The following is a 22,830-nucleotide window of genomic DNA, read 5'->3' on the forward strand; positions in this document are numbered from 1 at the left end:
TTTATTACTCATCACAGCTATAAATCAATCAAATTAAAACTGTAAACGTGCATATTTTTCATAGGTTTTTATCATTTGTCGGCGAATAGACGTGTGATGGGAATAAAGAGGGCGCTTGGGAAAGAAAAAAAGTGAAGCGAGGAAAGGAGAGGAAAAGAGAGGAAAGGGAAAGGGAAAGTATTCGAATCTGCAAAAAGAAGCTGTCCTCGTAAAGGATAGCTTCTACATGGAATTGAATCGCAAAGCGTACCGTCCAAATCGAAAGCGACCATCTTCAATCGATCCCGTCTATCCATTGATTGTTCGGATGACCCGACAAGGATTGCCGACAGCAGTGGAATTGGCCGGTATGTCTTTGGTCACTACGCTCCCGGCACCGATCACGCAGCCTTTTCCAATAGTGACGCCCGGAAGCAGGATGGCGCCTCCGCCGATCCAACAGTCGTCTTCGATCCTAACAGGCAGTGCATAGGTTCGCCAAAAGTATTCTCCGCTCTCCTCCGACCAATTGGGGGTAAGACGTTCGTCCAGCTCAATCGGATGCGCAGCGGTATAGATTTGTACATTGGAAGCGATCAGAACACGGTTTCCGATCGTAATTTTGTTGCAATCCACGAAAGTGCAGTTCATGTTGATCGATACCTGGTCTCCAATCTCGATGTTGCGACCGTAATCGCAGATAAAGGGCGTTCCTACGGAAACCCGGTTTCCCATACTTCCAAACAACTTCTCCAACACCTCTCTTTTTTCGGATTTTTGTTCGTAAGGTAAGCCGTTGTACTTCGATAAGAGTTTGCGGGCATTCGTTTTCATATTCAAAAAGATCTCGTCGTGGCAGTTGTAGTATTCGCCGGCCAGACATTTTTCCAGTTCCGTCATTGCGCAGCCTCCTTCCATTTTTGTACAAGCATAGAAAACACCCTGTTACTTGTCGAGTAACAGGGTGTTTTTTGGGGCGGATTACATTCTTCTTGCCAAGACCTCCATCAAAAACAGCACGGGAACCTGGGACGTCGCATTAAATCCGCCGTTCACCCGCTGCATATCCAAAGGGTAGGAAATACTCCAGTCGGACATTTTGGAAATGGTGGAATGAGGCTGACTGGTAACGCTGAGGATCTTGCCGCTGCCGGTTTGGAAATTCCGCATAAGATCCACGATTTCTTTTGTCTCGCCGGAGACGGAAAGAACGATCAAAGCTGCTTTTTTGCCTCCAATGTCCTTTACCGGGTAGTAAGGGTCTTCCAGACCGATCGAAAATTTGCCCAAATTCGAAAAGTATCTGGAACCGTACCGGGCAAGCGTTCCGGAAGAACCCAAGCCGACAAACAGAATCATCTCCGCTTCGTTAAGGATTTTTGCACCTTGTTCGATTTTGGCTTCGAATGCGCTGGTGTTGGTTCCCTGAAAATAGTGAAGCAGGGCTTCCAAATCGCTTTGCGGAGAGAGATTGGCTGTTTCTTTTAAGTTCTCTTTCAACTGCTGTTTGAATTCGGAATAATTTTCGCATGCTGCTTTATGACAGAACCTTAAGATTGTAGAGGTGGAAACTCCCGTTTCTTTCGCCAGTTCACGAATAGTCATGAAAAGGACCTTGTCTCGGTTTGCCGCTATATATTTGTAGATGGAAATCTCGGTTTCATTGAATCGTTGAATCGTATCGTACGAAAACATAGCATTTCATCCCTTGGGTCCGCTTACGACACTTCCGCGCCTTCCGGTGCACCGGCCTGCGGATTGCGCTCGCCGGATACATTTTCTCCCGCCGGCAGATCGACTTCGCGGCCGTAGAGGGTCAGCGAAGCCGCTGCCGGTCCTTCGTTCTCGACCGTTGTGCGGCCGCCGGTGACCTTCACTTTGAGACGCGCTCCGCGGAAGCCTACCTTGAACGACAGCGACTTCCAGCTTTCCGGAGCAAACGGGTTCAGGATCAGACGTCCGTCTTGAACACGCAATCCGCCGAAGCCGTGTACGACGGACATCCAAGTGCCGGCCATGCTGGTCGTATGGCAGCCGTCTTCCGTATCATTGTTGTAGTTGTCGAGATCGAGGCGCGAGGTACGCAGATACATCTCGTACGCTTTGTCCGTGTAACCGAGCTCGCCGGCAAGAATGGCGTGCACGCATGGCGACAGCGAAGATTCGTGCACGGTGATCGGCTCATAGAAGTCGAAATTGCGGCGTTTCGTCTCCAGGTCGTAGCGGTCGCCGAGGAAGAACAATCCCTGCAGCACGTCGGCCTGTTTGATATAACATGAGCGAAGAATGCGATCCCACGACCATTTCTGATTAAGCGGCAGATTCGACGGATCGAGCTGCGCGACAGGCAAAATTTCTTTGTCCAGGAAACCGTCCTGCTGAAGGAATACACCGAGCTCCGCATCTTCCGGCTGGTACATACGCGCCGTGATATCGGCCCACTTCTCCGTTTCGTCCGCTGTCAATCCGATTCGTTCTGTGACAGAGGCATATGTGCTTGGCTCTTCTGCTTTCAGCTTGTTCGCAACTTCCAGCGTATATTCCAGCGTCCAGGCCGCCATCCGGTTCGTATACCAGTTGTTATTGACGTTGTTTTCATATTCGTTCGGGCCGGTAACGCCGAGAATCATATAGACGCCTTTGCGTTCCGAATAGGTGACGCGTTCTTCCCAGAATCGGGACAGTTCGGCCAGCACTTCGAAGCCGTATTCGCCGAGGTAGGAGGTGTCGCCGGTGTACTCCACATAGTTATAAATGGCGTAGGCAATCGCACCGTTACGGTGGATTTCCTCGAATGTAATCTCCCATTCATTGTGGCATTCTTCGCCGTTCATCGTGACCATCGGATAGAGGGCGCCTTTGGAGAAGCCCAATTTGGCGGCGTTCTCTTTCGCTTTTTCCAAATGCTTATAGCGGTAGATCAGCAGGTTGCGCGCGACATGAGAATCGGCAGTGCTCAGATAGAAAGGCAGGCAGTACGCTTCGGTGTCCCAATAAGTGCTGCCGCCGTACTTTTCGCCCGTAAAGCCTTTCGGTCCGATATTGAGCCGGTCATCTTCGCCCGTATACGTCTGGTGCAGCTGGAAAATGTTGAACCGGATCGCCTGCTGTGCTTTTTCGTCGCCTTCGATCACGATATCGCCGTCACGCCATTTCTCTGCCCATGCTTCACGCTGCGCATCCAGCAGAGCATCGAATCCTTGATCGCGCGCCTGCTCGGCTAACTGCTGCGCCATATCCGCGAGCGTTTCCGGCAGATGATCGCGCGAAGTGACGTTGGCCACGTATTTGTACAGAGTAATGCTTTGTCCGGCTTCGGCACGCAGCGAGAGCGTCACGCCGGCGAATTTCTCACGGCTGTGCGTTTCCGCTTCCACATAGAACTCTTGATCCTCGTCGCCTGCCGCCGCCAAATCGTACACCATATGGGAAGTGACGTGGAAATCGAGCTTTTTGGTTCGCACTTCGACGCTGGCGTAATCAACGGCTGCATGTTGGGAAAGGGCATCCCAAAATTTCTCCTCGTAGTTGGAATCCTTGTTCACGACATCCGCATCGAGATACGGAGTCAGCTTAAGCTGTACGGCTTCATCCAGCGGAGTGACTGAATAGCGGATCGCGCCGATCTCTTTGAACGGCACACTGACGAAGCGCAGTGACTCGATACGTACCTTTCTGCCGCTTGGCAGGACCGCGGTCAGCGAACGGCTGAGCGTGCCTTCGCGCATATCCAATGTCCGCACAAAATCCAATACTTGGCACTGGGAGAGATCCAGCGTCTCGCCGTCAACTTCCACGTCGATGCCGATCCAATTGACGGAATTCAGCACCTTGGCAAAATATTCGGGATAGCCGTTTTTCCACCAGCCAACTCGCGTTTTGTCCGGATAATACACGCCGGCCATGTAGCTGCCTTGCAGCGATTTTCCGCTGTACTGCTCCTCGAAATTCGCTCTCTGTCCCATGTAACCGTTACCGATACTGAATACACTTTCGGATACCTCGTTCAAAGCAGGGTCGAAGCCTTCCTCAATGATGCGCCATTCGTTGACCTTCAGATACGGTTTCATCGCGGGATCTCTCCTTGTCAGATAAGGTTTGTGCAAACGTTTGAATTATACTATAAGCTTGACCGGGAAACGAGGATACCAAGCGAGTAATCGACGTTTCCCGACCTGCATACAGCCGGTTTATATGTTGTTGATGGGTGAAAAAAGGGAAGATTCGCGCACGATCAGACGATGCGCAATGATATGCCGAACCGGCATACGCTCCCCGCGTGGAGTTTCGACCGTGTGGATCAATGTCTGGGAAGCCGTATAGCCAAGCTGATAGCTGCCGATATCGACGCTGCTGATCGGCGGGCTGGACAGCTCGGCAACCGCCAGATTGTTGAAGCTGACGATGCTCAGATCTTGAGGAATCCGATATCCCAATTCATTCAGACCCCGGATGACGCCGAATGTGACGAAGTCGTCGACAACGAGCATCCCGCTTGGCCGTTCGGGAAGGTTCATCAGCAGGGACATGGCCTGGTAGCCGCTGTCCTGCAGAAATTCGCCTTCCACAATCCAGTCCTGGCGCAGCGGAAGATTGGCTTCCTCAAGCGCTTTGCGGTAGCCGTTCATTCGGTCTATGGAGACAACCATATTTGGCGGACCGCCCACGAATCCAATACGCTCATGTCCGAGCGAGATCAGATGACGTGCAGCGTCGTAAGCGGCCTGCACATTGTCGGTATCGACCGAGAGGATATCAGGATGACGCTCGCTCCGACCGACAAGCACGAACGGAAATTCGCGTTCCTGCAGAAACTCGACAACCGGATCGTCTTTGCGCGAGTAGAGCAGAACGGCTCCGTCGACACGGCGGCCGTTCACGAGGCGGGCGACCGCTTCGACCTCTTCAGCTTCATTCGCTCCGGAACTGATGAGCACATCATAACCCGAGCGGGCAGCTTGAGCCACGATTCCCCGGATCAATTCCATGAAGAACAGGTTCAAGAACAGCTCCTCCGCCGGTTTGGGCAAAATCACGCAAATACTTTTTGTCGTTTTGGAGACGAGACTTTTCGCCATCATATTCGGATGATAGCCCATTTCCTCCATAATCTCCCGCACTTTGCGCGATGTGGCGGCGCTGATCCGCGGATGATTGGAGAGTACACGAGACACGGTAGAAGGCGAAACGCCTGCCTTTTTGGCGACGTCCTTGATGGTAACGGACATGAACAGCCTCCTTTTCGTGACGCTTACCGCGTTTTCCCAAGCCAAGAGGCATTTCGGTTCGCCTTCATGTTAATTCAAACGACAAGCCTTGTAAATGCGCATTTTTTCAAAATTGAATCTGCGGCATAACCTCGTCATAATAACCTCGTTGCATGAGGAGATCGGCCCAAGTTAGCGAACAGGAAAAAGCAGCCTTGCACTGCCGACTCCCTATCAAGGGCGGCGGTGCAGGCTGCTTTTTGGATGCAGCAGCATATTCCGGTGATGAGAACGCGCGGAAGGAATCAGTTGACCGGCCCTCGAGAAAGTTCCACTCCGGTTCCGGTAAGGACAAAACGAGCTCGGCCTTCAGCCTTGGCTTGATACAGTGCCGCATCGGCTTTGCTGATCAGCTCATTGGCGTTGAAGTGTTCGCCCGGTCTCATCGTAAAACCGCCCACACTGATCGTAATCTGATTCGAAACGCTGGAATACTGATGCGGAATCGACAGTGAACGTACACTTTCGATGAGAAGCTCCGCAATCTGTTCCGTTTCGCGTTCGCTGTGGCCCGGAAGAATTACCGCGAATTCTTCGCCGCCGTAACGGGCGGTAAATCCGAAATGAGCAAGTGCTTCCGTCTCAAGTCTGGATGCGACGCTGCGCAGCACCATATCTCCGCCAAGATGACCGTAATGATCGTTATACGCTTTAAAATAATCGACATCGATCAGCAGCAGCGACAAAAATTCCTTTTCACGCTGCGGAGCATCAAGCTCTTGGGCAAGAACTTCGTCAAACTGGCGGCGGTTGGCGATTCGGGTCAATCCGTCCACCAGGGACAGCTCTTTCAGGCGCTTATTGGCTTCCTCAAGTGCCTGTTTCGATTCTTCAAGTTCTTCGTGCTGGCGAGTCAGTCTGACGAACAGTTTGTTGACCTCGGCAATAAGCGCCAGCAGAACAATGACCGAAGCGATCAAGGAATCTACACGAGCGCCGTACCAGCCGATCGTGTAACGTTCACCGGCTACCAGGCTAAGCGTCAATCCCAGCAGGAAAGCCAGCATGGCCACAATGATCCAGATTCGCAGCACGCCGCGCTTTCGATAAGGAAGCAGTACAGACAGAAAAGCAGCAAGGCTCAGCAGCCAGAGCACGGGACCAACTCCCGAAGTGAGCAGCCTGCCGTAATCGCCGTTTTCAATCAGTTTAGGCAGCAGTGAGTCTCCAAACGTTCCGAACAGGAACAGTCCGGCTGCTCCCAGCAGTACAATGCTCGTCCCTACAAACAGATAACGGGGCAAGTGCTGCAGCGGAACCCTATCCGATTGTTTGCGAATCGAGTGGGAAAACACCAGAATCCCGCAGGGAAAGCTAAGCTGCCAGAAGCACCAGAACCATATCGACGTTTGCGCATTCGGAGCAAAAGGACCAGAGTCCGGCAGTACGCCCGTTAACGCAAGCAAATAAAATAGACTTACCAATCCAGTAAACAAGTACGTGCAGCCCAATACCAGAAGAGGCCGAATGCGCGAAGCACGGAATTGATTGAATAGAATGAATGCAGTCAGAATATCCCCCAACACGCCCCAGGCACCGAGTGCCGGAAAGAATAGGACTAGCTTGGGCAAATGTATATGTGCGAAAAAAATAATAACGACTGTAAATAGAATTAGCGCCAATGAAAGGATGAGAGCGATTCGGCGCTGCCGAGGGCTTACATGGAAGAGAGGGTCCTGTTCCGAACCGCTGTCAAATAATATATTCAAGGGAAAGCCTTCCTTTCTCCAAAACGCGCTGAGCAAAACCGCATGATTCCGCTTTTGATACGCATACTTTTCAGTAAGTTAACGTTAGGTGATATTTGGAGGGAAATCAATGAGAAAAAGGGGGGATTATTTTAAAAAAAGGCAGAACAAAACTTTGGTAGCAGGGCTACAACCAAGCAAGGGAATTCGGCGGTTTGTCTTGGGAAAAGAGAGCGCGAGTTAGTATGGAACATGTGCAGTCTTTAGATAGAAAAGAGCCTCGTACCTGCTGGTGGGCGGGTACGAGGCTCTTGTATTCATCATGACCTTATGATTCGCTTGACTCGATTAGTCGTTCTTACTCGGCTGTTTCGGCTTCAACGATCGGGAACCAGCCCGGTACGCCGAGAATCATGCCCCAGAGCGGATCGGGAAGTACGAGGCGCTCTTGGTCGTCTTTGCTCAGAGTGCGAGCGATGTCGGCTTCTTGGCCTGCTTCGACTTTTTGGACCCAATCCGGCTCGATGATCAATTCACGGCCGAGAGCGACCATGGCAGCGCCGAGTTCCAGTGCTTCGACAGCCTGTTCCGGCGTGTGGATGGAGCCGACACCGATAACTGGAGTGCCAGGTGCCGCTGCTACGATCTGTTCCAGACGGGTACGATTCAAGTCGCCGCCGCGGCGCGGCTTGGAGTCGTACTCCATCAGGGAGACGTGCAGGTAGCTCAGGTTTTTGGCATCCAGCGCTTTGAGCAGCGTGAACGTGTGATCCATCGTCAGGCCTTCTTCCTGCGGCTCTTCCGGCGAGAAGCGGTAACCGATGATGAACGGCTCTTTTGTTTCCGCGGAAACCGTACGCTGCACTTCATCAACGACAGCCAGCGGGAATGCCAGACGAGCTTCGACATCGCCGCCCCATTTGTCTTCGCGGCGGTTGGACCAGCCGGAGAAGAACTGCTGGATCAGGTAGCCGTTGGCGCCGTGGATTTCCACGCCGTCGAATCCGGCACGAATCGCCAGAGAAGTAGCACGGCCGAAATCGAGTACGATCGATTCGATTTCTTCATTACTTAGCTCACGCGATTGCGAACCGTCCGGCAGTTCGATTGCACTTGGTCCAACAACGTCGCCGTTTGGTACAAGGTTGCGAGGACTTTGAATGCCTGCATGGAAAATCTGCAGTACGGCTTTGGCTCCGCCTTTTTTCAGCGATGCGGCCAGCTTGGTCAAGCCCGGCAGATTCTCTTCGCCAAAAGCAGCGAACTGATTCTGGAAACCGATGCCGCCCGGCATAATGTGAGCAACTGCAGTGATGGCAAGACCCAGCTTGTCTGTACGGCGCTCATAGTAGCTGAGCTCAGCGTCGGACACGCTCAGATCGGGATTGGAAGAAGAGTGCGTCATTGGAGCGAGCACGATCCGGTTTTGCAGCTTGATGCCGTCTTTCAGTTCAACCTGCTCGAAAAGTTTAGAGAATGCTGGATTAGTCATATAAAAAGTTCCTCCTTAAGATGGATGATGAACGTTTATCAAAAACACATAAGTATATTATAGTAAGAAGGTATACACTTTTCAATGTTTTGAGCAAAATAAATTTTTCGTTATTTAATTTTGTTCAATTAAAATAGAAGATAAGATAAAATAAATAAGTGATGGCTAGTCATCTACTCGGAAAATGGGTAAAAACAATCGTTATGCCCTTTTGCGAAAACCTCTTTTTACCAGCTTACATATTGTGTGATGTTAACCGGCGTAAGCCATCCATATTTACCCTTTATTGAATTTGACAAAAAAATGTTGCGCAGGCATGGTCAATAGCTCACAACTCATGTAAAATGAAGTGAAAATTCAAAAGCCGCGCAGAGCGACTGGAGGAAAGTTTGGCATGCAGAAAAAAATAATGGGGTTTTTAGCTTTATTAATCTTCTTCTTCTCCTTCGTGGGAAGTTTGGTGCCGTCGGCGAATGCCGCCGAAGCCAAAAAGACGTATACAATCGCGACGGACACGACGTTCCCGCCGTTTGAGTACCAAGATGCAAGCGGAAATTATGTCGGAATCGACTTGGATCTGCTTAAGGCAATTGCCGAGGATCAAGGCTTTGAGTATCGCCTGCAGCCTCTCGGATTCAATGCGGCGGTTCAAGCGCTGCAGTCCAACAATGTCGACGGCGTCATCGCCGGCATGAGCATCACCGACGAGCGCAAGCAGACGTTCGATTTCTCCGATCCGTATTTCGAGGCGGGTCCGATCATGGGCGTTGACGAGCAAAATACGGCAATCATGTCCTATGAAGATCTGCGAGGACTGCGCGTAGCGGTTAAGACGGGTACGGAAGGGGCGGCCTTTGCCGAATCGATCCGGGATCAATACGGGTTCACTATCGTAACTTTCGATGATTCTACCCAACTGATCGAGGAAGTCAAAGCCGGCGGATCGGCCGCTTATTTCGAAGATTATCCAGTTGTTGCTTACGGAATCGCACAGGGCAACGGCATGAAGACGCCTCTGGGTAAGGAAGCGGGCGGTTCGTACGGATTTGCCGTCAACAAAGGACAGAATGCCGAGCTGCTTGAGATGTTTAATGCAGGCTTGGCCAATCTTCGGGAAAATGGAAAGTACGATGAGATTATGGCCAAGTATTTAGGCGAATCGTTCGCATCCGAAGGCGGCGAGATCGAAATTGCCGCAACACCGCAGATGAGAGGTTTGGAGCTGATCGGGGCTTCGATGCCTGCCTTCCTTAAAGGGATGGGTCTGACTTTGTACTACACGATTGTTTCACTGTTTTTCGCGTTCATTCTGGGTTTGATCTTCGGTTCCATGAAAGTCAGCCACAACAAAGTGCTGCGTGGAATCGCAACGGTGTTCGTCGATATTTTCCGCGGCATTCCGCTGCTGATTCTGGCATTCTTCATCTACTTTGGCATTCCGCAGGCGTTTGGCTTCACGATGCCGGGGTGGACGGGGACGGCTGCGGTCCTGGCACTGTCCTTGAATGCGGGAGCTTACGTGACCGAAATCATTCGCGGTGGCATTCAGTCGATCGACAAAGGGCAGATGGAGGCTGCGCGCTCGCTCGGGGTTCCTTACCGGACCGCGATGCGCAAAATCATTATGCCGCAGGCAATCAAAGTCATGGTGCCTTCGTTCATTAACCAGATGGTCATTACGCTCAAAGATACGTCCATCATGTCGATTATCGGCCTGATCGAGCTGACCCAATCGGGTAAATTGGTCGTGGCACGCACGTTCCAATCGTTCGAAGTATGGCTGATTATCGGTATTATGTACCTGATCGTCATCACGATCCTGACTAAGATTGCGGATCGTCTCGAAAGGAGAATAAGCCGTGGATAAAATCAAAGTTACCGGTCTCAAAAAAAGCTTCGGGAGTAACGAAGTACTCAAAGGCATCGATATGGAAGTTCGCGAAGGTGAAGTTGTGTGTGTGATCGGCCCTTCCGGCTCCGGCAAAAGCACGTTCCTGCGCTGCTTGAATCTGCTGGAGGAGATCGACGGAGGCCAAGTCATTGTAGACGATCACGACCTGAGCAATAAAAACTCGGATATCAATAAAATTCGCGAAAATATCGGGATGGTATTCCAGCATTTTAATCTATTCCCGCATATGAACGTGATGCAAAATATCATGTTCGCGCCAACCGAATTGAAAAAACAGACCAAAGAAGAAGCGCGCAAGCAGGCATTGGCTCTGCTTGAGCGTGTCGGTCTGTCTGACAAAGCGGATGCGTACCCGTCCTCGCTCTCGGGCGGTCAGAAGCAGCGTGTGGCGATTGCCCGCGCGCTGGCGATGAACCCGGATGTCATGCTGTTCGACGAACCGACATCCGCACTCGATCCGGAAATGGTCGGCGAAGTGCTCGGCGTTATGCAAGATCTGGCTCGCGAAGGCATGACCATGGTCATCGTGACACACGAAATGGGCTTTGCCCGCGAAGTCGGCCACCGGGTCATCTTCATGGACGGCGGCTATATCGTGGAAGAAGGTACGCCTGCGGAAGTGTTCGGCAATCCAAAGCACGAGCGGACGATCAGCTTCTTGGAGAAAGTGCTGTAAGCGAACGGTTGATGTTGAAAGTAAGCTGTGAAGGTTAGAAGTAAGCTTTACGGCAGCAGTAGAACCAAATTTTACGGTAAGGAAAAGAGGCCGCTCTATATGGAGCGGCCTCTTTTTGTCCAGTCACTTCGCGTTCATTCTGCTGCGTGTTGGCCTGTCTTCCTCGCTGTTTGGAAAGCCTGGGTGGAAGGTAGTAGTGGAGAGATCTGCTCCTCTTTCCACTGAATCAGCCCAACTTCCTCGGCTTTGCCTTATACCGTCTGCCCTGAGGGTGCCGACCGTCGAGCCTGGCTTTCTTGCGCAGGCGGCGGTAAATCCAGCGGATGCCGTCCATCGACCAATCCGGCATTGGAAAAGGCCGTTTCGGCATCAGCGGTTTATACAGCTTAAAGTAAGCTTTCTTGAGGTCTTTCCACATGACGCAGGGTCCTGCCTGCAGAAAATCGGAAACGTCTACGACCAGGCCGCAGCCGTCTTTGAGCATGATGTTTTTGCCGTGTACATCTTTTGGATTCAAGCCGCGGGACCGTGCATAATCCAGCGCGCTATCCACATCACGGACCGCTTTTTCCGGAATATACGTACCGTCGCGAAGGCAGTTATAGAACGTTTTGCCTTCGAGCTTTTTGAGCACCAGATAATATTTGTCATCAAGCAAGCCCGAAGCATACAGCTCGGAGTAAGCGGGATGAACACCCAATTTCTGATACACGTCGCATTCTTCTTGCCAGCCCGGCCGCCCCGGCGCATAGACTTTGACAACTTTGCCGGGCAGCAGTCGATGCTCGAATACGGCCGCGTAGTTGCCTGCACCAAGCATTTTCCAATCTGCGGGCGTATAGCTTACGACGATCGGATTAAATGGATCAATGCTTTCCAGACGCAGACCCGGAAGCAGAGTATCTTCAATCAGACGGGTCATGGGCTCTCGTTCGCCGCTCTGGACCATATCTCTTCACTCCTTGGAGGAAATGGGCACTTGACCCAACTTTCGAATGTTTGCCCTATCATCATAGTCCCGGCGCTCTGCCAAGGCATCCGTCTTAAGACGGAATTCAAAGCATAGAATAGGAGGAGACGAATGGATTTTTGGAAGTGCGTTTGATAGATTAAAGGATACATGACATAGACGAGGAGAGCCTGCAATGAACATCGACAACGTAGAAATCAGGAAAGCGCGCAGCACGGAGCGCAAATTGTTCGAGCAGCTCTGGCAGCTATATTTGTACGATTTCAGCGAATTCACGGCAATGGATGTACGCTCCGACGGAACTTATCCGTATTTTGCGGAGTTCGATCTCTATTGGAGAAGATGGGGCGGCAACTTCGCTTACCTCATTATAGCGGATGGACAGATTGCGGGATTCGCAATGGTGCATGAGTTTTGGGAAAATGAAGCGGCCTATCTATCGCAATTTTTCATTATGCGCAAATACCGCCGCTCCGGCGTTGGCAGACGGGCGGCCCGACTTGTTTTCGAGACAAAAAAAGGCCGTTGGGGGCTGCACCAGCTGGCAAACAATATCCCGGCGCAGCGATTCTGGGACCGAATCATTCTCGATCTGACCGGCGCTCCCTCGCTGATTGAGAAGATGGAGGAAGATCGACGGTTTCAGCTGTTTGAGATGAAGTGAAGTGCAGTGCAAAGAAAAAGAAAACGGACGGAGAGCTTTAGAGCTCTCGTCCGTTTTTTCTATCCTGATACAAATCCAATGTTCGCTCTGCTTATTCCGCCCGAAGTACCGCATATCCATAAGCCGGAAGAGCAATCGTCAGCTTACCGCCGTTTGCGCTCAGGCTGCCTTCGCTCTTGGACTCCGTATCGGCACCGCCTGCGTAGAGAACACTCCAAGAACCGCCTTCTCCGTTCTGCTGCCCGGCTCCGTTCTTCGCCTCGCCCTTCACTTCGATTCCGACTTCAGCCGACTGCTCCTTCTCCGAAGCGTTCAATGCTACGATGAACGTACCGGATTCATCCTGACGCCGGTAGACGACAACACTGCCGCCTTTCTCGGCGTGCAGGAAGTCGAAGCTTCCGGTGCGCAGCGCGCTGTGCTCAAGGCGCAGAGCGATCATTTTTTTATAGAAAGCATGCAGGTCCAGATCTTGTTTCGACTCGTCCCATTCCATACACTTGCGGCAGTCCGGGTCCGGTCCGCCGTCGATGCCGATCTCGTTACCGTAGTAGATGCACGGTGTGCCAGGATACGTCAGCTGGAACGCGGCGGACAGCTTCAGCTTGTTCTTGTCGCCTTCGGCAATCGTTAGTGCGCGCGGTGTGTCGTGGCTGTCCAGCAGGTTGAACGCGGACTGCATGACCGGCTCCGGATAACGCGCCAGCTGCGTGGCAATGGAATGCGAGAACTTCTGCGCGTCCGTCTTGCCTTTTGCGAAAAAGTCCAGCGTCGCATACGTGAACGGATAGTTCATCGCGGAGTCGAACTGGTCGCCCTGCAGCCAAGGTGTCGCTTCATGCCACAGTTCACCGAGGATATACGCTTCCGGATTGGCTTCCTTGACGATTGTACGGAATTCGCGCCAGAAGCGGTGGTCCACTTCGTCCGCCACGTCAAGCCGCCAGCCGTCGAAGCCGATCTCGCCGATCCAGTAACGGGCCGCTTCCAGCAGATACTTTTTGACTTCCGGATGTCCGGTATTGAACTTCGGCATATAAGCCTCGAAGCTGAACGTCTCGTACGTCGGCATTCCGTCTTTGACACCGAGCGGGAATTCACGAATGTGGAACCAGTCTTTGTACTGCGAATCTTCCCCCTTCTCTTGCACGTCCACGAAGGGCTGGAATGTCTTGCCGGAATGGTTGAACACGGCGTCGAGCAGCACGCGGATTCCACGCTCGTGACATTCTGCGATCAGCTTCTTCAATGTGTCGATATCGCCGAAATGCGGATCGAGCTGCATATAATCTTCCGTATCATATTTATGGTTGCTCGGCGCTTTGAAGATCGGGGTGAAATAGATGGCGTTAACGCCGAGATCGCTGATGTAATCCAGATGCTGGCGTACCCCTTCCAGGTCACCGCCGAAAAAGCTGTCGACTTCCGGTTTGCCGCCCCAAGGCTGCACGTTTTCCGGATCGCGTGATGAATCGCCGTTTGCGAAGCGTTCCGGGAAAATCTGATAAAAGACCGCATTTTTGGCCCAGTCCGGCGTAGTCAGAATATCTTCCGGATTGATATAGGCAATCTCGAAGAAGTCATCGAATGTTGGAAGCTCTTCATTGAAGAAACCGTCCTCGTTCATCCAGACTTTCTCCGATCCGCTTTCCAGCCGGAATCCGTACTTCAGACGACGATAAGGAGGCTTGACCTCGCATTCCCAGTAGTCGAACAAGGCATCGGTGGCAAAAATGCGCATGGCTGTTTCTTCTTTGGTACGATCCCAGGCATATTTGTCTCCACCGATCACAAACACGCGCTCTACGTCGTTCTTCTTCGTACGAATACGCAGGTGAACCGTCTCTTTGTCCACCGTATAGGCCCAGTTCAGCTTCGGCCGGTGCTCAATCGCTTCAAGCAGCATCGAATTTCCCCCTTGATTGTTGGAATGGTTAGGTTGAACGAATGTTGCGGTCTATAAACCGACAACAAGGTATTACCATCAAAAAGGAAGCGAGAAACAGAGCGACAGAAGGAGGAATAAACCCCAAAGCGAAAAAGGAAGAAGTTATATAGATGGAAAGGTAAGCACGAGGTATATTGAACATAAAAAAGACCTGCTTCCCGGCAGATGCAGGGGGAGCGGGTCTACTGGCCGTCTTCAAAAAAGTTCCACGTGGAATAGGTTGGTAACCGACAGATGCCAACTGCGCTGCAAGCTGGGTTTCGAACTGTGCTTTAAGCTTTGTCAGCGGTGTCTGCTGAAGCGTACGCACTTCGGTCTTTGAACGTTACAGCGGCATGAGGTCGCGGTTTTTGGCCGCTTTGCGGCATTCCTTGCAGACGCCGAGCAGATTGCCGTAATCGTCGACGAAAAAGCCGACCGAATCGCTTTTCTTGTGACAGCGGGAGCAGGGCTGCTGCCGTTCTTCGCTGCTTTTTGGCGTAAAGCGCCGAATCTCCGCACCTTTCGAGGAGCGGACGGTACGTTTGGACTTGAGAGGTGCTTCAGGTTTGATTGTCTTGGTTCCTTCTTTTAACTTGCGGCGGCGGGCGGTAGAGAGATCGACGACGTTGCTCGCCGCTTGGCGGCTGCGTTTGGCACGGACGACCAGAAATACGGCAAGAGCGCCGACCAGAATGGCCGCGCCCAACATCCAGGCGATTGTAACAGGCATCATAACAATTCCCTCCTCAATGATGTCATAAAAATTATGCTTAACAGACGCGACTATGGAATGGGAGATTGGATGAGTTTGAGGCAGGCGAAAATAGCATAAAGATATTCAAAATAGTAACTCTTATTACCCGCATGCAGGGAGAGCAGAAACGGAATTTTGCCATGAAAATCCAATTTGCGAAAAGTGTTCGCATCCCTGCCGGAGTAAATACTGCTATCATGGATACAGGGGAAGAGAAGCAGTTGTACGGAAGGTTTGACTACCAGTGTTCCAAGTAGGAGGCTTTGAAAATGATAAGCAAAACGGTGCTCTATATTGAAGATGAACGGGAGATCGGCGAATGGGTCGTCCGAAATTTGGAAGAACGCGGCTACGAAGTCGTCTGGCTGAAAAGTGGGGATGGAGCTTCGGAGGCTGCGGAAAGATGCGACGCGGCTGTGCTGGATATCATGCTGCCCGGACTAGATGGCTTTACAGTTGGGCAGCGGTTGAAGCGGGATCATCCCGCCATGCCGCTCATGATGCTGTCAGCCCGTACGGCGATCGACGATAAGCTCGAAGCGCTGAAGTTTGCCGACGATTACCTGACCAAGCCGTTTCATCCTGACGAGCTGGCGGCTCGCATCGAAGTCATGTTAAGGCGCAGCACACCGGCCCAGCCGGAAGCTCGGCGGATCGGACATTTGCTTGTCTGCGAAAGCGAAAACCGAGTGACGGATGCGGAAAGCGGAGAAGAAATTTCATTGACGGGCAAGCAGTTTCATATCTTTATGTACTTCCTGCGCCATCTCGGCCAGATCCTGACGAAGGAGCAGATTTATGAAGCGGTATGGGGCGAGCCATATCTTGATGGAGATAAGACGCTGATGGTCCATATTCGGTATTTGCGCGAAAAAATCGAACGCGATCCCGGCAGTCCGACCATCATCGAGACCATTCGGGGAATCGGCTACCGGGTGAGAGGGTGAAGGCATGAGAACACGCAGTGAAGCGGCTGTTAAATTCCGTCATTCGCTGATGGCCCGCTATTTGATGCTGGTCGGACTCGCCATTTTTCTGCTGCCGATCATTCTGATCTTGGTTATGGTTCTCTATCTCGGCTACACCTACCTGATCTGGCAGCCGGGCCAACCGGATGTCGATCGGGGCAAATATGTGAATTCATCGACATTGGGTAACGATTGGCATCAGTTGGCTGAGAGTCTGGACGGTGCATCTGCGGACGAGATCGTCCGGGCCGTGAAGGCTTTCCGTACAGAAAACCCGCTGGTACAGGTCGCCGCTGTCGATGCAGAAGGCCAAACCCTCTACGAGGAGCCGCAGCGTGACAGTATTCCGGATGCCTGGACGGCAGGCTGGACAGCCGAATTTATGAAGCGGGCGACTGCAAATAATTCCGAGGTGTTTGCCGTCGTTGCTTTTGTCGGTGAGAAAGATGATCCTCTGCTTGACCGGCAGCAGGGATTTATCGTTGCCGAAGTGCCTCGGGCGATGACCGTATCTGCCGTGCCGAATCAGAATGGGAGAATGCCGCAGTTTGTAGCGATATCGCTGTTCGTGCTGCTGTTTCTGCTGTTCGCTTTTCTGTCCTGGGCATTCTTCTATAGAATACGCAAAAGGCTGGTCCGACTGCAGGAAGCGATGACGGCTTACGATGATGCGGGTATTCCGCTGCCAGTCGGACCGGGCAAGCGTCAGGACGAGATCACGACGCTGGAAGGAACATTCAATCAGATGGTACACAAGCTGCGGGCAGGACGAGAACGGGAGCGCGAAGAGGAAGAGCTGCGCAAGAAGCTAATCGCCAATCTGTCGCACGATCTGCGGACACCTCTGACTGTCATCCGCAGCCATGCTTATTCACTGGAAAGCGAACCGCTCGGCGAACGCGGACGAGAGTCGCTGACGCTGATGGCACGCAAGCTGGACGATCTCGGCGGCCTGATCGACAATCTGCTGTCGTATACGCTGATTGCGGCCGGACGCTACCCAATGCGAATTGAGGAGACGGACGTGCTGCGCATCGTCCGAACAGCGGCCGCGCAGTGGTATCCGGTATTTGAAAAGGAAGGCATGGAAGTCGATGCCGATCTGCCCGAGGAATCTATGCTCTGGCATGTCGACCGCGAATGGCTGATTCGCATTCTGGACAATCTGTTCCAGAATGCGGTGCGTCATGCCAAGGAAGGTCGGTATATCGGTCTGTCGCTCGGCCCGCCGGGACCCGACGGCCGGCGGCCGCTGCAGATCCGGGATAAAGGCCCGGGGATGCGGGGGGACGAAGCGCTGCAGCCCAGCGCAGTAAAGCCCGACGGATCTGACGCAGCGAAGTCTGACGAGACAGGCTTTAATGGGGCCTCGTCAGACGATATTCATGCGGAAGAGTCACAACCCGGAGAAGGCCGTGTCCGGCTTGCGGCGAATTCCGCTGTACAAGCTGCCGATATGCCGACCGCTTTGCAAGAAAATTCGGTTCCCGACGGGCAGCGGGGACACCGCCGGCGAAACCCATTACATGGAGCAGGGATCGGTCTCTCGATCGTGGATCTGATGATCCGTGAAATGGGCATGAGTTGGAACATGGAGAGCGGCGCAGAAGGGGTGACGGTTACGATCTGGCCGACCGGAAGGCATGAGTCGCAGGAATAAAGCGGAGAAGATTGCGGCTTGAGCGGAGATGGGCAGACATAATGGAGACAGTGAATAAGTAGAGACATTGAATAAGTAGGGACAATGAATAATGGGAACAGGGAATAGTGGATAACGAATGGAATAGGGAACAGAGAATAGATGAGATGGAACGAGAGCAGGCAGCCTTATATCCGGCTGTCTGCTCTCGTTTTGGTTCTGCTGTTTAGAGGGCGCAATTGCGGCTGTGGTTTCCGCTGCGCGACTGCTCCTCCGCTTCGTTCGGACCGCCAACCCGACCGCCGTTCAAGGCTTGTGGAATCGTGCGTTACCTGCAAAAAACAGAGCCGATCAACGCAAAGTGTTTGTGGGAAAACCTTATATCCTTTTCGGTGAAATCTTCTTAAAGGTGGTTTATGATGAAATCAAGCAAAGGGAACACACACCCGCCGCACTGAAACGAGAGCCGCTAAGCAAGGCGCGGTTACCGGGCGGGAATGGACATAAGCCCACACACAAAGGAGGCGAAAGACTTGTTCGGATTCACTTACGGAGACGGAGTCACGCTCGTACACTTCCAAGCGCAATCTCCCAGATTATACACAGCCGGCGACAGCCTGAACTGCCAATACATAAGAGCTTACTTCAAGCAGAGGGGGGGCAATGCTGCCCAGTATATCGAAGCTCATCTTGCAACCCTGCAGGATTGCGCTGAAGAGATCGAATCTTTTGGAAGTGCGGTTGTTGCGGTTCAGGTTGAGGCCGAAACGTACTCCCTCTGCCGCAGTCTCTCCCGAACATTGAAGCAGCTGGACAGTGAACTCCGAATCGTTTGGTTTGGCGAATGGGTCGGTAAACTTCACGGCAGCGATCCCCAAGAAGTTGATGCGGACGCTTTTATCCTCGCCGAGCCGGAAGCGACGATCTGGATGCTTTCCGAATCGGACAAGGAGTGCTGGGAAAACAGCGGATGCCTTCAGCTTGCGGGAAGTATTCGCGAAGAAGCTGTACGGATCAGTGGGATCGATAAGGACGCTGTCGAATCTGACACCCTTACACTGGATCTGCTGGCTTCTCCCGATGAGAGAAAAGGAGCAGCTGTCGAATTCAAAGTACGCTGGGCTGATCGTCAAGGAGAGACAGTGCGCAACGGAGGTATTCGGCGCCACTCGATGCAGCGCTTTGCCGAAGAAGCGGCAAAGGCAGCTAAGACGGCGGCCGGAACGACGCTGAGCATAGAAGGTTTCGAATATGCAAATGCACCTGAAGAACTGGCTCGGGGATTCGAGATCATCGCAGCGCATGCACCTACAGTCAAGCTGGAAGTTGGCTTGAGAATTGACCAACTGCACGCAATGGCGCCGGGTCAACTTGAAGCAGCCGGCATATCCGCTCTCAAGCTTACCATCTGCAGCCCAGATTCTCTTAAAGACGCTGCAATTAAGGGTCTGCTGACACAGTGGAGAGCAGGCACTGCCGGAGCAAGAATTCGATTGTGGCTTGACGGCGAGATGGCCGGACAGGGAATGGAAACGGCCCGGCACTTGAAGAGTTGGCTAAGCGCAGGACTGATACAGCCTGGAGATGTACGTATCCGGGTAAACGGACTTCAGCAGTTGAATCTGGAAAGCGAACTGGCTGATCTCTTGGCCAGCGCAGGCAGCGGCAGTGATCCAGCTCTGCTGAACGGGTACCTGGCTTACAAGACCGGGCAGTATCCGCCGCAGGCACTGGGAAGCGGAGTGAAGCATATCGGGCTGTCCGATAGGCATATCCCGGATCTTGCCGAATTGGAGCCAAACCAACTGATGGGAATCAACAGCGCCTTTATCTTAAGTCAAAACTCAGTTTCCTCATCGGAAAAAGAAGATAAATATTTGGATGCCGAAGGAGTCGTCAAGCGGGATCGCACGGGATACAATCGCCTTGCGAAGGAGCTGGAGAGCAAACATCAGTATGTGCCTCATATTCAGGCGGAAAGTCTTACAGCCGATACGCAGACTCGGCATCTGGAGATGAGTGCTTACGATTTCGGTCCACCCATTGAAATGGAACTGATGAATTATCGGGAAGCAGCCGGCAGGGAGATCGAAGATCAATCCGGCGTACCCGGTCTGGAGATTCTGGAGGTTGGGGATGCAGATAATCTACAAGCTTTCCTCGAGGATGTACAGGCTTTCGAGCAGGTGGGCAAATTCCGTCATGGTTATCAGGTGCGGGGTTATGTAACCGACAGCTGCCGTTGGTCGGCTGCCGGACAGTGTCCGATCAAGCAGCTTCCCCGACTATCGATCGAAGAGGAAGGGAAGATTGCCGGCTGCGGAGGCTGTGCCGCAATCGGAAGAGTAGGCGACTCCTACGACAGCCTGCAGCGAGAAGCCTCGGCGGCTTCTACCCGGGAACAGCTGCTGCGCGGATGCGACACCTGCGAAATTCGCGATACCTGCTCGAAATGTACATTCCTTCCGGAATATATGACGCGCAGTCAGTACTGCGAGATCCGCAAACGCCATGCCATGCTGCACCGTTACATGCAGGTGGCCCAAGTGTTCAAGGGGCTTCGCCAATACACGGTTCTGTTCCGGGATACGGATATCCGCGAAGTCGGCGTCTCACTGCGAACCTGCACGCATCTGCTGCCTGCCGCTTATCAGGCTGAAGGCCAATCTTGGGTGCCTGACCATCTGTTTGTACTCTTCGTCGGCGGTCAGCCGCTGCTGTATCAAGCTGCCAGCGGCAAACTGCTTAAGCTCAGTCCGCTAATGGCACTGGTATTGGAAGCGGGAATCAAGGGACTGTCCGAAGTTTCTCTCAAACGGGCGATCGCGGAAGTATTCAAGACTGATGAAACACAGGCGGAGACAGCAGCCGAACAGGTCAGCCGCAAGCTGGACGAAATGGGGATCATATCTGCTGCACGCCGTGCTTCGTAGCAGCGTATCACGAAAGGAGCAATCGCCATGTCTACTGTGCAAAAAGCGGTATACCCGCTGATTCACCCACTGAAAAACGTTCAGCTCGGCGAGTCTTTTACTTCGATGTCGAACGGATCGGGAATCTATGTTCAAGATGTTAACGGAAAACCTTATATCGACGGAATCAGCGGCTTGTGGAACGTATCACTGGGCTACGGGCATCCTGGTATTCGGCAGGCAATTGTGGATCAATTGGATCGGATTCCATTCGTGAATCTGGTCGATCAGACCAATCCGACTACGGTAAAGTTCGCCGAGGAACTGCTGTCGCTGACACCGGAGCGTTTGTCCCGAGTGATCTATACCTGCACGGGCTCGGAATCCGCGGAATTGGCGATTAAGCTGATGCGCAAATATCAGAGTCTTCGGGGACTTGAAGAGAAACAAAATATTGTCGCTCTCAGCATCTCTTATCACGGGACGTATTACGGGGCGATGAGCGCCAGCGGAATCGATCAGGAAATCTCGCAGGGTTACGGTCCCAAAGTTCCCGGATTCTTGTTCCACAATACGCCGCTCAGCGCATTGGGACGCGGCAGCGAAGAAGAGGAACTGCAGGCGATTGAAGAACTGTTCAACCGAGAAGGAGACCGGATTGCCGGTATGATTGTTGAGCCGATTATCGGCTCGGGCGGTACAATTCCACTGCCGGATGCTTTTCTAAGAAAAATTCGAGAGCTGTGCGATCGGCATGGCGCGCTGCTTGCATTCGACGAAGTAGCGACAGGCATGGGCCGAACAGGCCGAATGTTCGGCTTCGAACACAGCGGCGCTGTCCCTGATATTCTCGGCTTATCCAAAGGCATCAACAGCGGTTATCTGCCGCTTGGAGCTGTGCTGTTCAGCGAAAATATCTATCGCGAGTTTGCGGCAGCCCATCTGCATATCGAGCACTTGTCGACGCAGAACGGGAATCCGATTGCCTGCGCTGCCGGCCTGGCAACCATCGAAGCCCTAAAAGAACCGGGTATGATGGAACATATTACCGATATGGGTGAGCTGCTGCGCGGACTGCTGAATGAAGCGCTGGCGGACTGTCCGGCCTTCAAGGAAACCCGAGGCAAAGGATTAATGACAGGCGTAGCGCTGCGCAGCGATCTGACAGGCGAAGACTGCATGGAAGCCGAGCGTCTCTCGGCACTCGTCGGCCGGCTGAAGCAGCGAGGACTGATTGTATATCCGTTCTACACGCCGGGTGTCACAACAGGATTCCACCTGTATCCTCCATTCATCATTAATGCGCAGGAAGTGGCGAAGATCGTTGGAATCATCAAAAAAACACTGGGAGGCAGGTGAAGAGGATGCAGCGTGAATATCTGTTCGATCCGACCAAAGAAACGTCGGTTTTGGACGGTAGTGAGTTTCCGGGCGACGAGCCTTTTGAATCAGCTGTATTATTCTAAACCGATCACGGATATTCCGGATTTATATAAGAGTTAATTCTGTAAAGGAGGTGAGAAGAATGGAACAGGTATCGAAAGTCGAAGTCGAAGAGCTGGAGACCGTAATTGCCCCAGCCGGCGGAATGTTCATAGGCGGCCCGCTTATCGGCGTCGTGGTCGGCGGTATGATCTCTCTGACCTGATTGCTGCCTAACCCTATTACAGATTAACCAACATTTATTCGAGGAAAGGAGGACACGAAAATGAACGAACAATATGTACTGGATCTGGAACTGCTGGAGAATGTAGAAGCGCCGGGAAATTCGAGAGACTTCGTAGAAGGCGTAATTGCCGGAGTGGGCGTTGTAGCAGTTGGAGCAGGCCTGGTTGCCTTCACTTAATCCACAGTAGAAGAGCAGTAGCAGAAAACTGAATTTTTGAAAATTCAAAATTAAAAAACTAAACCCAATCAAAGGAGCGATTAACAATGGAAAATATGCTGAATGTACAACTGGAAGAACTGGAAGAGGTAGC

The 22,830-nt window shown here is 52.4% G+C and carries 18 protein-coding genes; 9 read left to right on the top strand and 9 right to left on the bottom strand.

The features are described from left to right. Nucleotides 1–288 precede the first annotated feature (288 nt). From F456_RS0119685 to F456_RS0119715, 6 genes are all read right to left on the bottom strand, one after another. Nucleotides 289–879, bottom strand: coding sequence for a sugar O-acetyltransferase (locus tag F456_RS0119685; RefSeq protein WP_018978774.1), 591 nt, complete (start codon nt 877–879; stop codon nt 289–291). A gap of 81 nt (nt 880–960) precedes the next feature. Then, complete coding sequence (locus F456_RS0119690) at nt 961–1,674, bottom strand: MurR/RpiR family transcriptional regulator (protein WP_018978775.1); 714 nt, start codon at nt 1,672–1,674, stop codon at nt 961–963. A 23-nt stretch (nt 1,675–1,697) separates the two neighbouring features. Continuing rightward, on the bottom strand, nt 1,698–4,049 hold the full coding sequence (locus F456_RS0119695) for a glycoside hydrolase family 65 protein (protein WP_018978776.1): 2,352 nt from the start codon (nt 4,047–4,049) through the stop codon (nt 1,698–1,700). A 120-nt stretch (nt 4,050–4,169) separates the two neighbouring features. Continuing rightward, nucleotides 4,170–5,207, bottom strand: a complete 1,038-nt coding sequence (locus F456_RS0119700) for a LacI family DNA-binding transcriptional regulator (RefSeq protein ID WP_018978777.1) — start codon at nt 5,205–5,207, stop codon at nt 4,170–4,172. Nucleotides 5,208–5,491: 284 nt separating this feature from the next. Further along, entirely contained in the window at nt 5,492–6,955 is a 1,464-nt protein-coding gene (locus F456_RS23805; protein ID WP_018978778.1) for a sensor domain-containing diguanylate cyclase, read from the bottom strand. A gap of 337 nt (nt 6,956–7,292) precedes the next feature. After that, entirely contained in the window at nt 7,293–8,426 is a 1,134-nt protein-coding gene (locus F456_RS0119715; RefSeq protein WP_018978780.1) for an NADH-dependent flavin oxidoreductase, read from the bottom strand. A 394-nt stretch (nt 8,427–8,820) separates the two neighbouring features. Here F456_RS0119715 and F456_RS0119720 point away from each other — a divergent pair, with 394 nt between their 5' ends. Further along, entirely contained in the window at nt 8,821–10,293 is a 1,473-nt protein-coding gene (locus tag F456_RS0119720) for an amino acid ABC transporter substrate-binding protein/permease (protein ID WP_018978781.1), read from the top strand. Continuing rightward, a complete protein-coding gene (locus tag F456_RS0119725; RefSeq protein WP_018978782.1) occupies nt 10,286–11,014 on the top strand; it encodes an amino acid ABC transporter ATP-binding protein in 729 nt (242 codons plus the stop codon). The genes F456_RS0119720 and F456_RS0119725 overlap by 8 nt, the downstream gene beginning before the upstream one ends. A gap of 226 nt (nt 11,015–11,240) precedes the next feature. Here F456_RS0119725 and F456_RS0119730 read toward each other — a convergent pair whose 3' ends face one another. Continuing rightward, nucleotides 11,241–11,963, bottom strand: a complete 723-nt coding sequence (locus F456_RS0119730) for a serine/threonine-protein kinase (protein ID WP_018978783.1) — start codon at nt 11,961–11,963, stop codon at nt 11,241–11,243. Nucleotides 11,964–12,159: 196 nt separating this feature from the next. Here F456_RS0119730 and F456_RS23150 point away from each other — a divergent pair, with 196 nt between their 5' ends. Next, entirely contained in the window at nt 12,160–12,648 is a 489-nt protein-coding gene (locus F456_RS23150) for a GNAT family N-acetyltransferase (protein WP_018978784.1), read from the top strand. A gap of 91 nt (nt 12,649–12,739) precedes the next feature. Here F456_RS23150 and F456_RS0119740 read toward each other — a convergent pair whose 3' ends face one another. Together F456_RS0119740 and F456_RS0119745 are read right to left on the bottom strand one after the other, a co-directional pair. After that, complete coding sequence (locus tag F456_RS0119740; protein WP_018978785.1) at nt 12,740–14,554, bottom strand: glycoside hydrolase family 13 protein; 1,815 nt, start codon at nt 14,552–14,554, stop codon at nt 12,740–12,742. Nucleotides 14,555–14,921: 367 nt separating this feature from the next. Then, the gene (locus tag F456_RS0119745; protein WP_018978786.1) at nt 14,922–15,311 is read right to left on the bottom strand and encodes a hypothetical protein; all 390 of its coding nucleotides are present in this window, start codon (nt 15,309–15,311) and stop codon (nt 14,922–14,924) included. Nucleotides 15,312–15,604: 293 nt separating this feature from the next. On the opposite strand from F456_RS0119745, the gene F456_RS0119755 reads away from it, so the two are divergent. The 6 genes from F456_RS0119755 (at nt 15,605) to F456_RS24590 (ending at nt 22,697) form a co-directional block, all read left to right on the top strand. After that, on the top strand, nt 15,605–16,279 hold the full coding sequence (locus tag F456_RS0119755; protein WP_188669565.1) for a response regulator transcription factor: 675 nt from the start codon (nt 15,605–15,607) through the stop codon (nt 16,277–16,279). 4 nt (nt 16,280–16,283) lie between these two features. Then, nucleotides 16,284–17,960: a sensor histidine kinase gene (locus F456_RS23155; protein ID WP_018978789.1), complete on the top strand. Its 1,677-nt coding sequence runs from the start codon at nt 16,284–16,286 to the stop codon at nt 17,958–17,960. A gap of 512 nt (nt 17,961–18,472) precedes the next feature. Further along, the gene (locus F456_RS0119765; RefSeq protein WP_018978790.1) at nt 18,473–20,872 is read left to right on the top strand and encodes a hypothetical protein; all 2,400 of its coding nucleotides are present in this window, start codon (nt 18,473–18,475) and stop codon (nt 20,870–20,872) included. 27 nt (nt 20,873–20,899) lie between these two features. After that, nucleotides 20,900–22,210 (top strand): daptide-type RiPP biosynthesis aminotransferase, encoded by a 1,311-nt coding sequence (gene mpaD, locus F456_RS23160; RefSeq protein WP_018978791.1) that lies wholly within the window; start codon nt 20,900–20,902, stop codon nt 22,208–22,210. A 166-nt stretch (nt 22,211–22,376) separates the two neighbouring features. Beyond that, entirely contained in the window at nt 22,377–22,499 is a 123-nt protein-coding gene (locus tag F456_RS25045; protein WP_018978793.1) for a hypothetical protein, read from the top strand. 60 nt (nt 22,500–22,559) lie between these two features. Then, nucleotides 22,560–22,697, top strand: coding sequence for a daptide-type RiPP (locus tag F456_RS24590; protein ID WP_018978794.1), 138 nt, complete (start codon nt 22,560–22,562; stop codon nt 22,695–22,697). The last annotated feature ends 133 nt before the right edge of the window (nt 22,698–22,830 follow it).

It is taken from the genome of Saccharibacillus kuerlensis DSM 22868 (genome assembly GCF_000378145.1).
In the GTDB taxonomy this organism is placed as follows: domain Bacteria; phylum Bacillota; class Bacilli; order Paenibacillales; family Paenibacillaceae; genus Saccharibacillus; species Saccharibacillus kuerlensis.

What these genes read in the sequence shown, in the direction of transcription:
- F456_RS0119745 (WP_018978786.1), bottom strand. Translation starts at nt 15,311, where the DNA reads ATGATGCCTGTTACAATCGCCTGGATGTTGGGCGCGGCCATTCTGGTC.
- F456_RS0119685 (WP_018978774.1), bottom strand. Translation starts at nt 879, where the DNA reads ATGACGGAACTGGAAAAATGTCTGGCCGGCGAATACTACAACTGCCAC.
- F456_RS0119720 (WP_018978781.1), top strand. Translation starts at nt 8,821, where the DNA reads ATGCAGAAAAAAATAATGGGGTTTTTAGCTTTATTAATCTTCTTCTTC.
- F456_RS0119730 (WP_018978783.1), bottom strand. Translation starts at nt 11,963, where the DNA reads ATGGTCCAGAGCGGCGAACGAGAGCCCATGACCCGTCTGATTGAAGAT.
- F456_RS23150 (WP_018978784.1), top strand. Translation starts at nt 12,160, where the DNA reads ATGAACATCGACAACGTAGAAATCAGGAAAGCGCGCAGCACGGAGCGC.
- F456_RS24590 (WP_018978794.1), top strand. Translation starts at nt 22,560, where the DNA reads ATGAACGAACAATATGTACTGGATCTGGAACTGCTGGAGAATGTAGAA.
- F456_RS0119690 (WP_018978775.1), bottom strand. Translation starts at nt 1,674, where the DNA reads ATGTTTTCGTACGATACGATTCAACGATTCAATGAAACCGAGATTTCC.
- F456_RS23155 (WP_018978789.1), top strand. Translation starts at nt 16,284, where the DNA reads ATGAGAACACGCAGTGAAGCGGCTGTTAAATTCCGTCATTCGCTGATG.
- F456_RS0119700 (WP_018978777.1), bottom strand. Translation starts at nt 5,207, where the DNA reads ATGTCCGTTACCATCAAGGACGTCGCCAAAAAGGCAGGCGTTTCGCCT.
- F456_RS0119740 (WP_018978785.1), bottom strand. Translation starts at nt 14,554, where the DNA reads ATGCTGCTTGAAGCGATTGAGCACCGGCCGAAGCTGAACTGGGCCTAT.
- mpaD (WP_018978791.1), top strand. Translation starts at nt 20,900, where the DNA reads ATGTCTACTGTGCAAAAAGCGGTATACCCGCTGATTCACCCACTGAAA.
- F456_RS0119695 (WP_018978776.1), bottom strand. Translation starts at nt 4,049, where the DNA reads ATGAAACCGTATCTGAAGGTCAACGAATGGCGCATCATTGAGGAAGGC.
- F456_RS0119715 (WP_018978780.1), bottom strand. Translation starts at nt 8,426, where the DNA reads ATGACTAATCCAGCATTCTCTAAACTTTTCGAGCAGGTTGAACTGAAA.
- F456_RS25045 (WP_018978793.1), top strand. Translation starts at nt 22,377, where the DNA reads ATGGAACAGGTATCGAAAGTCGAAGTCGAAGAGCTGGAGACCGTAATT.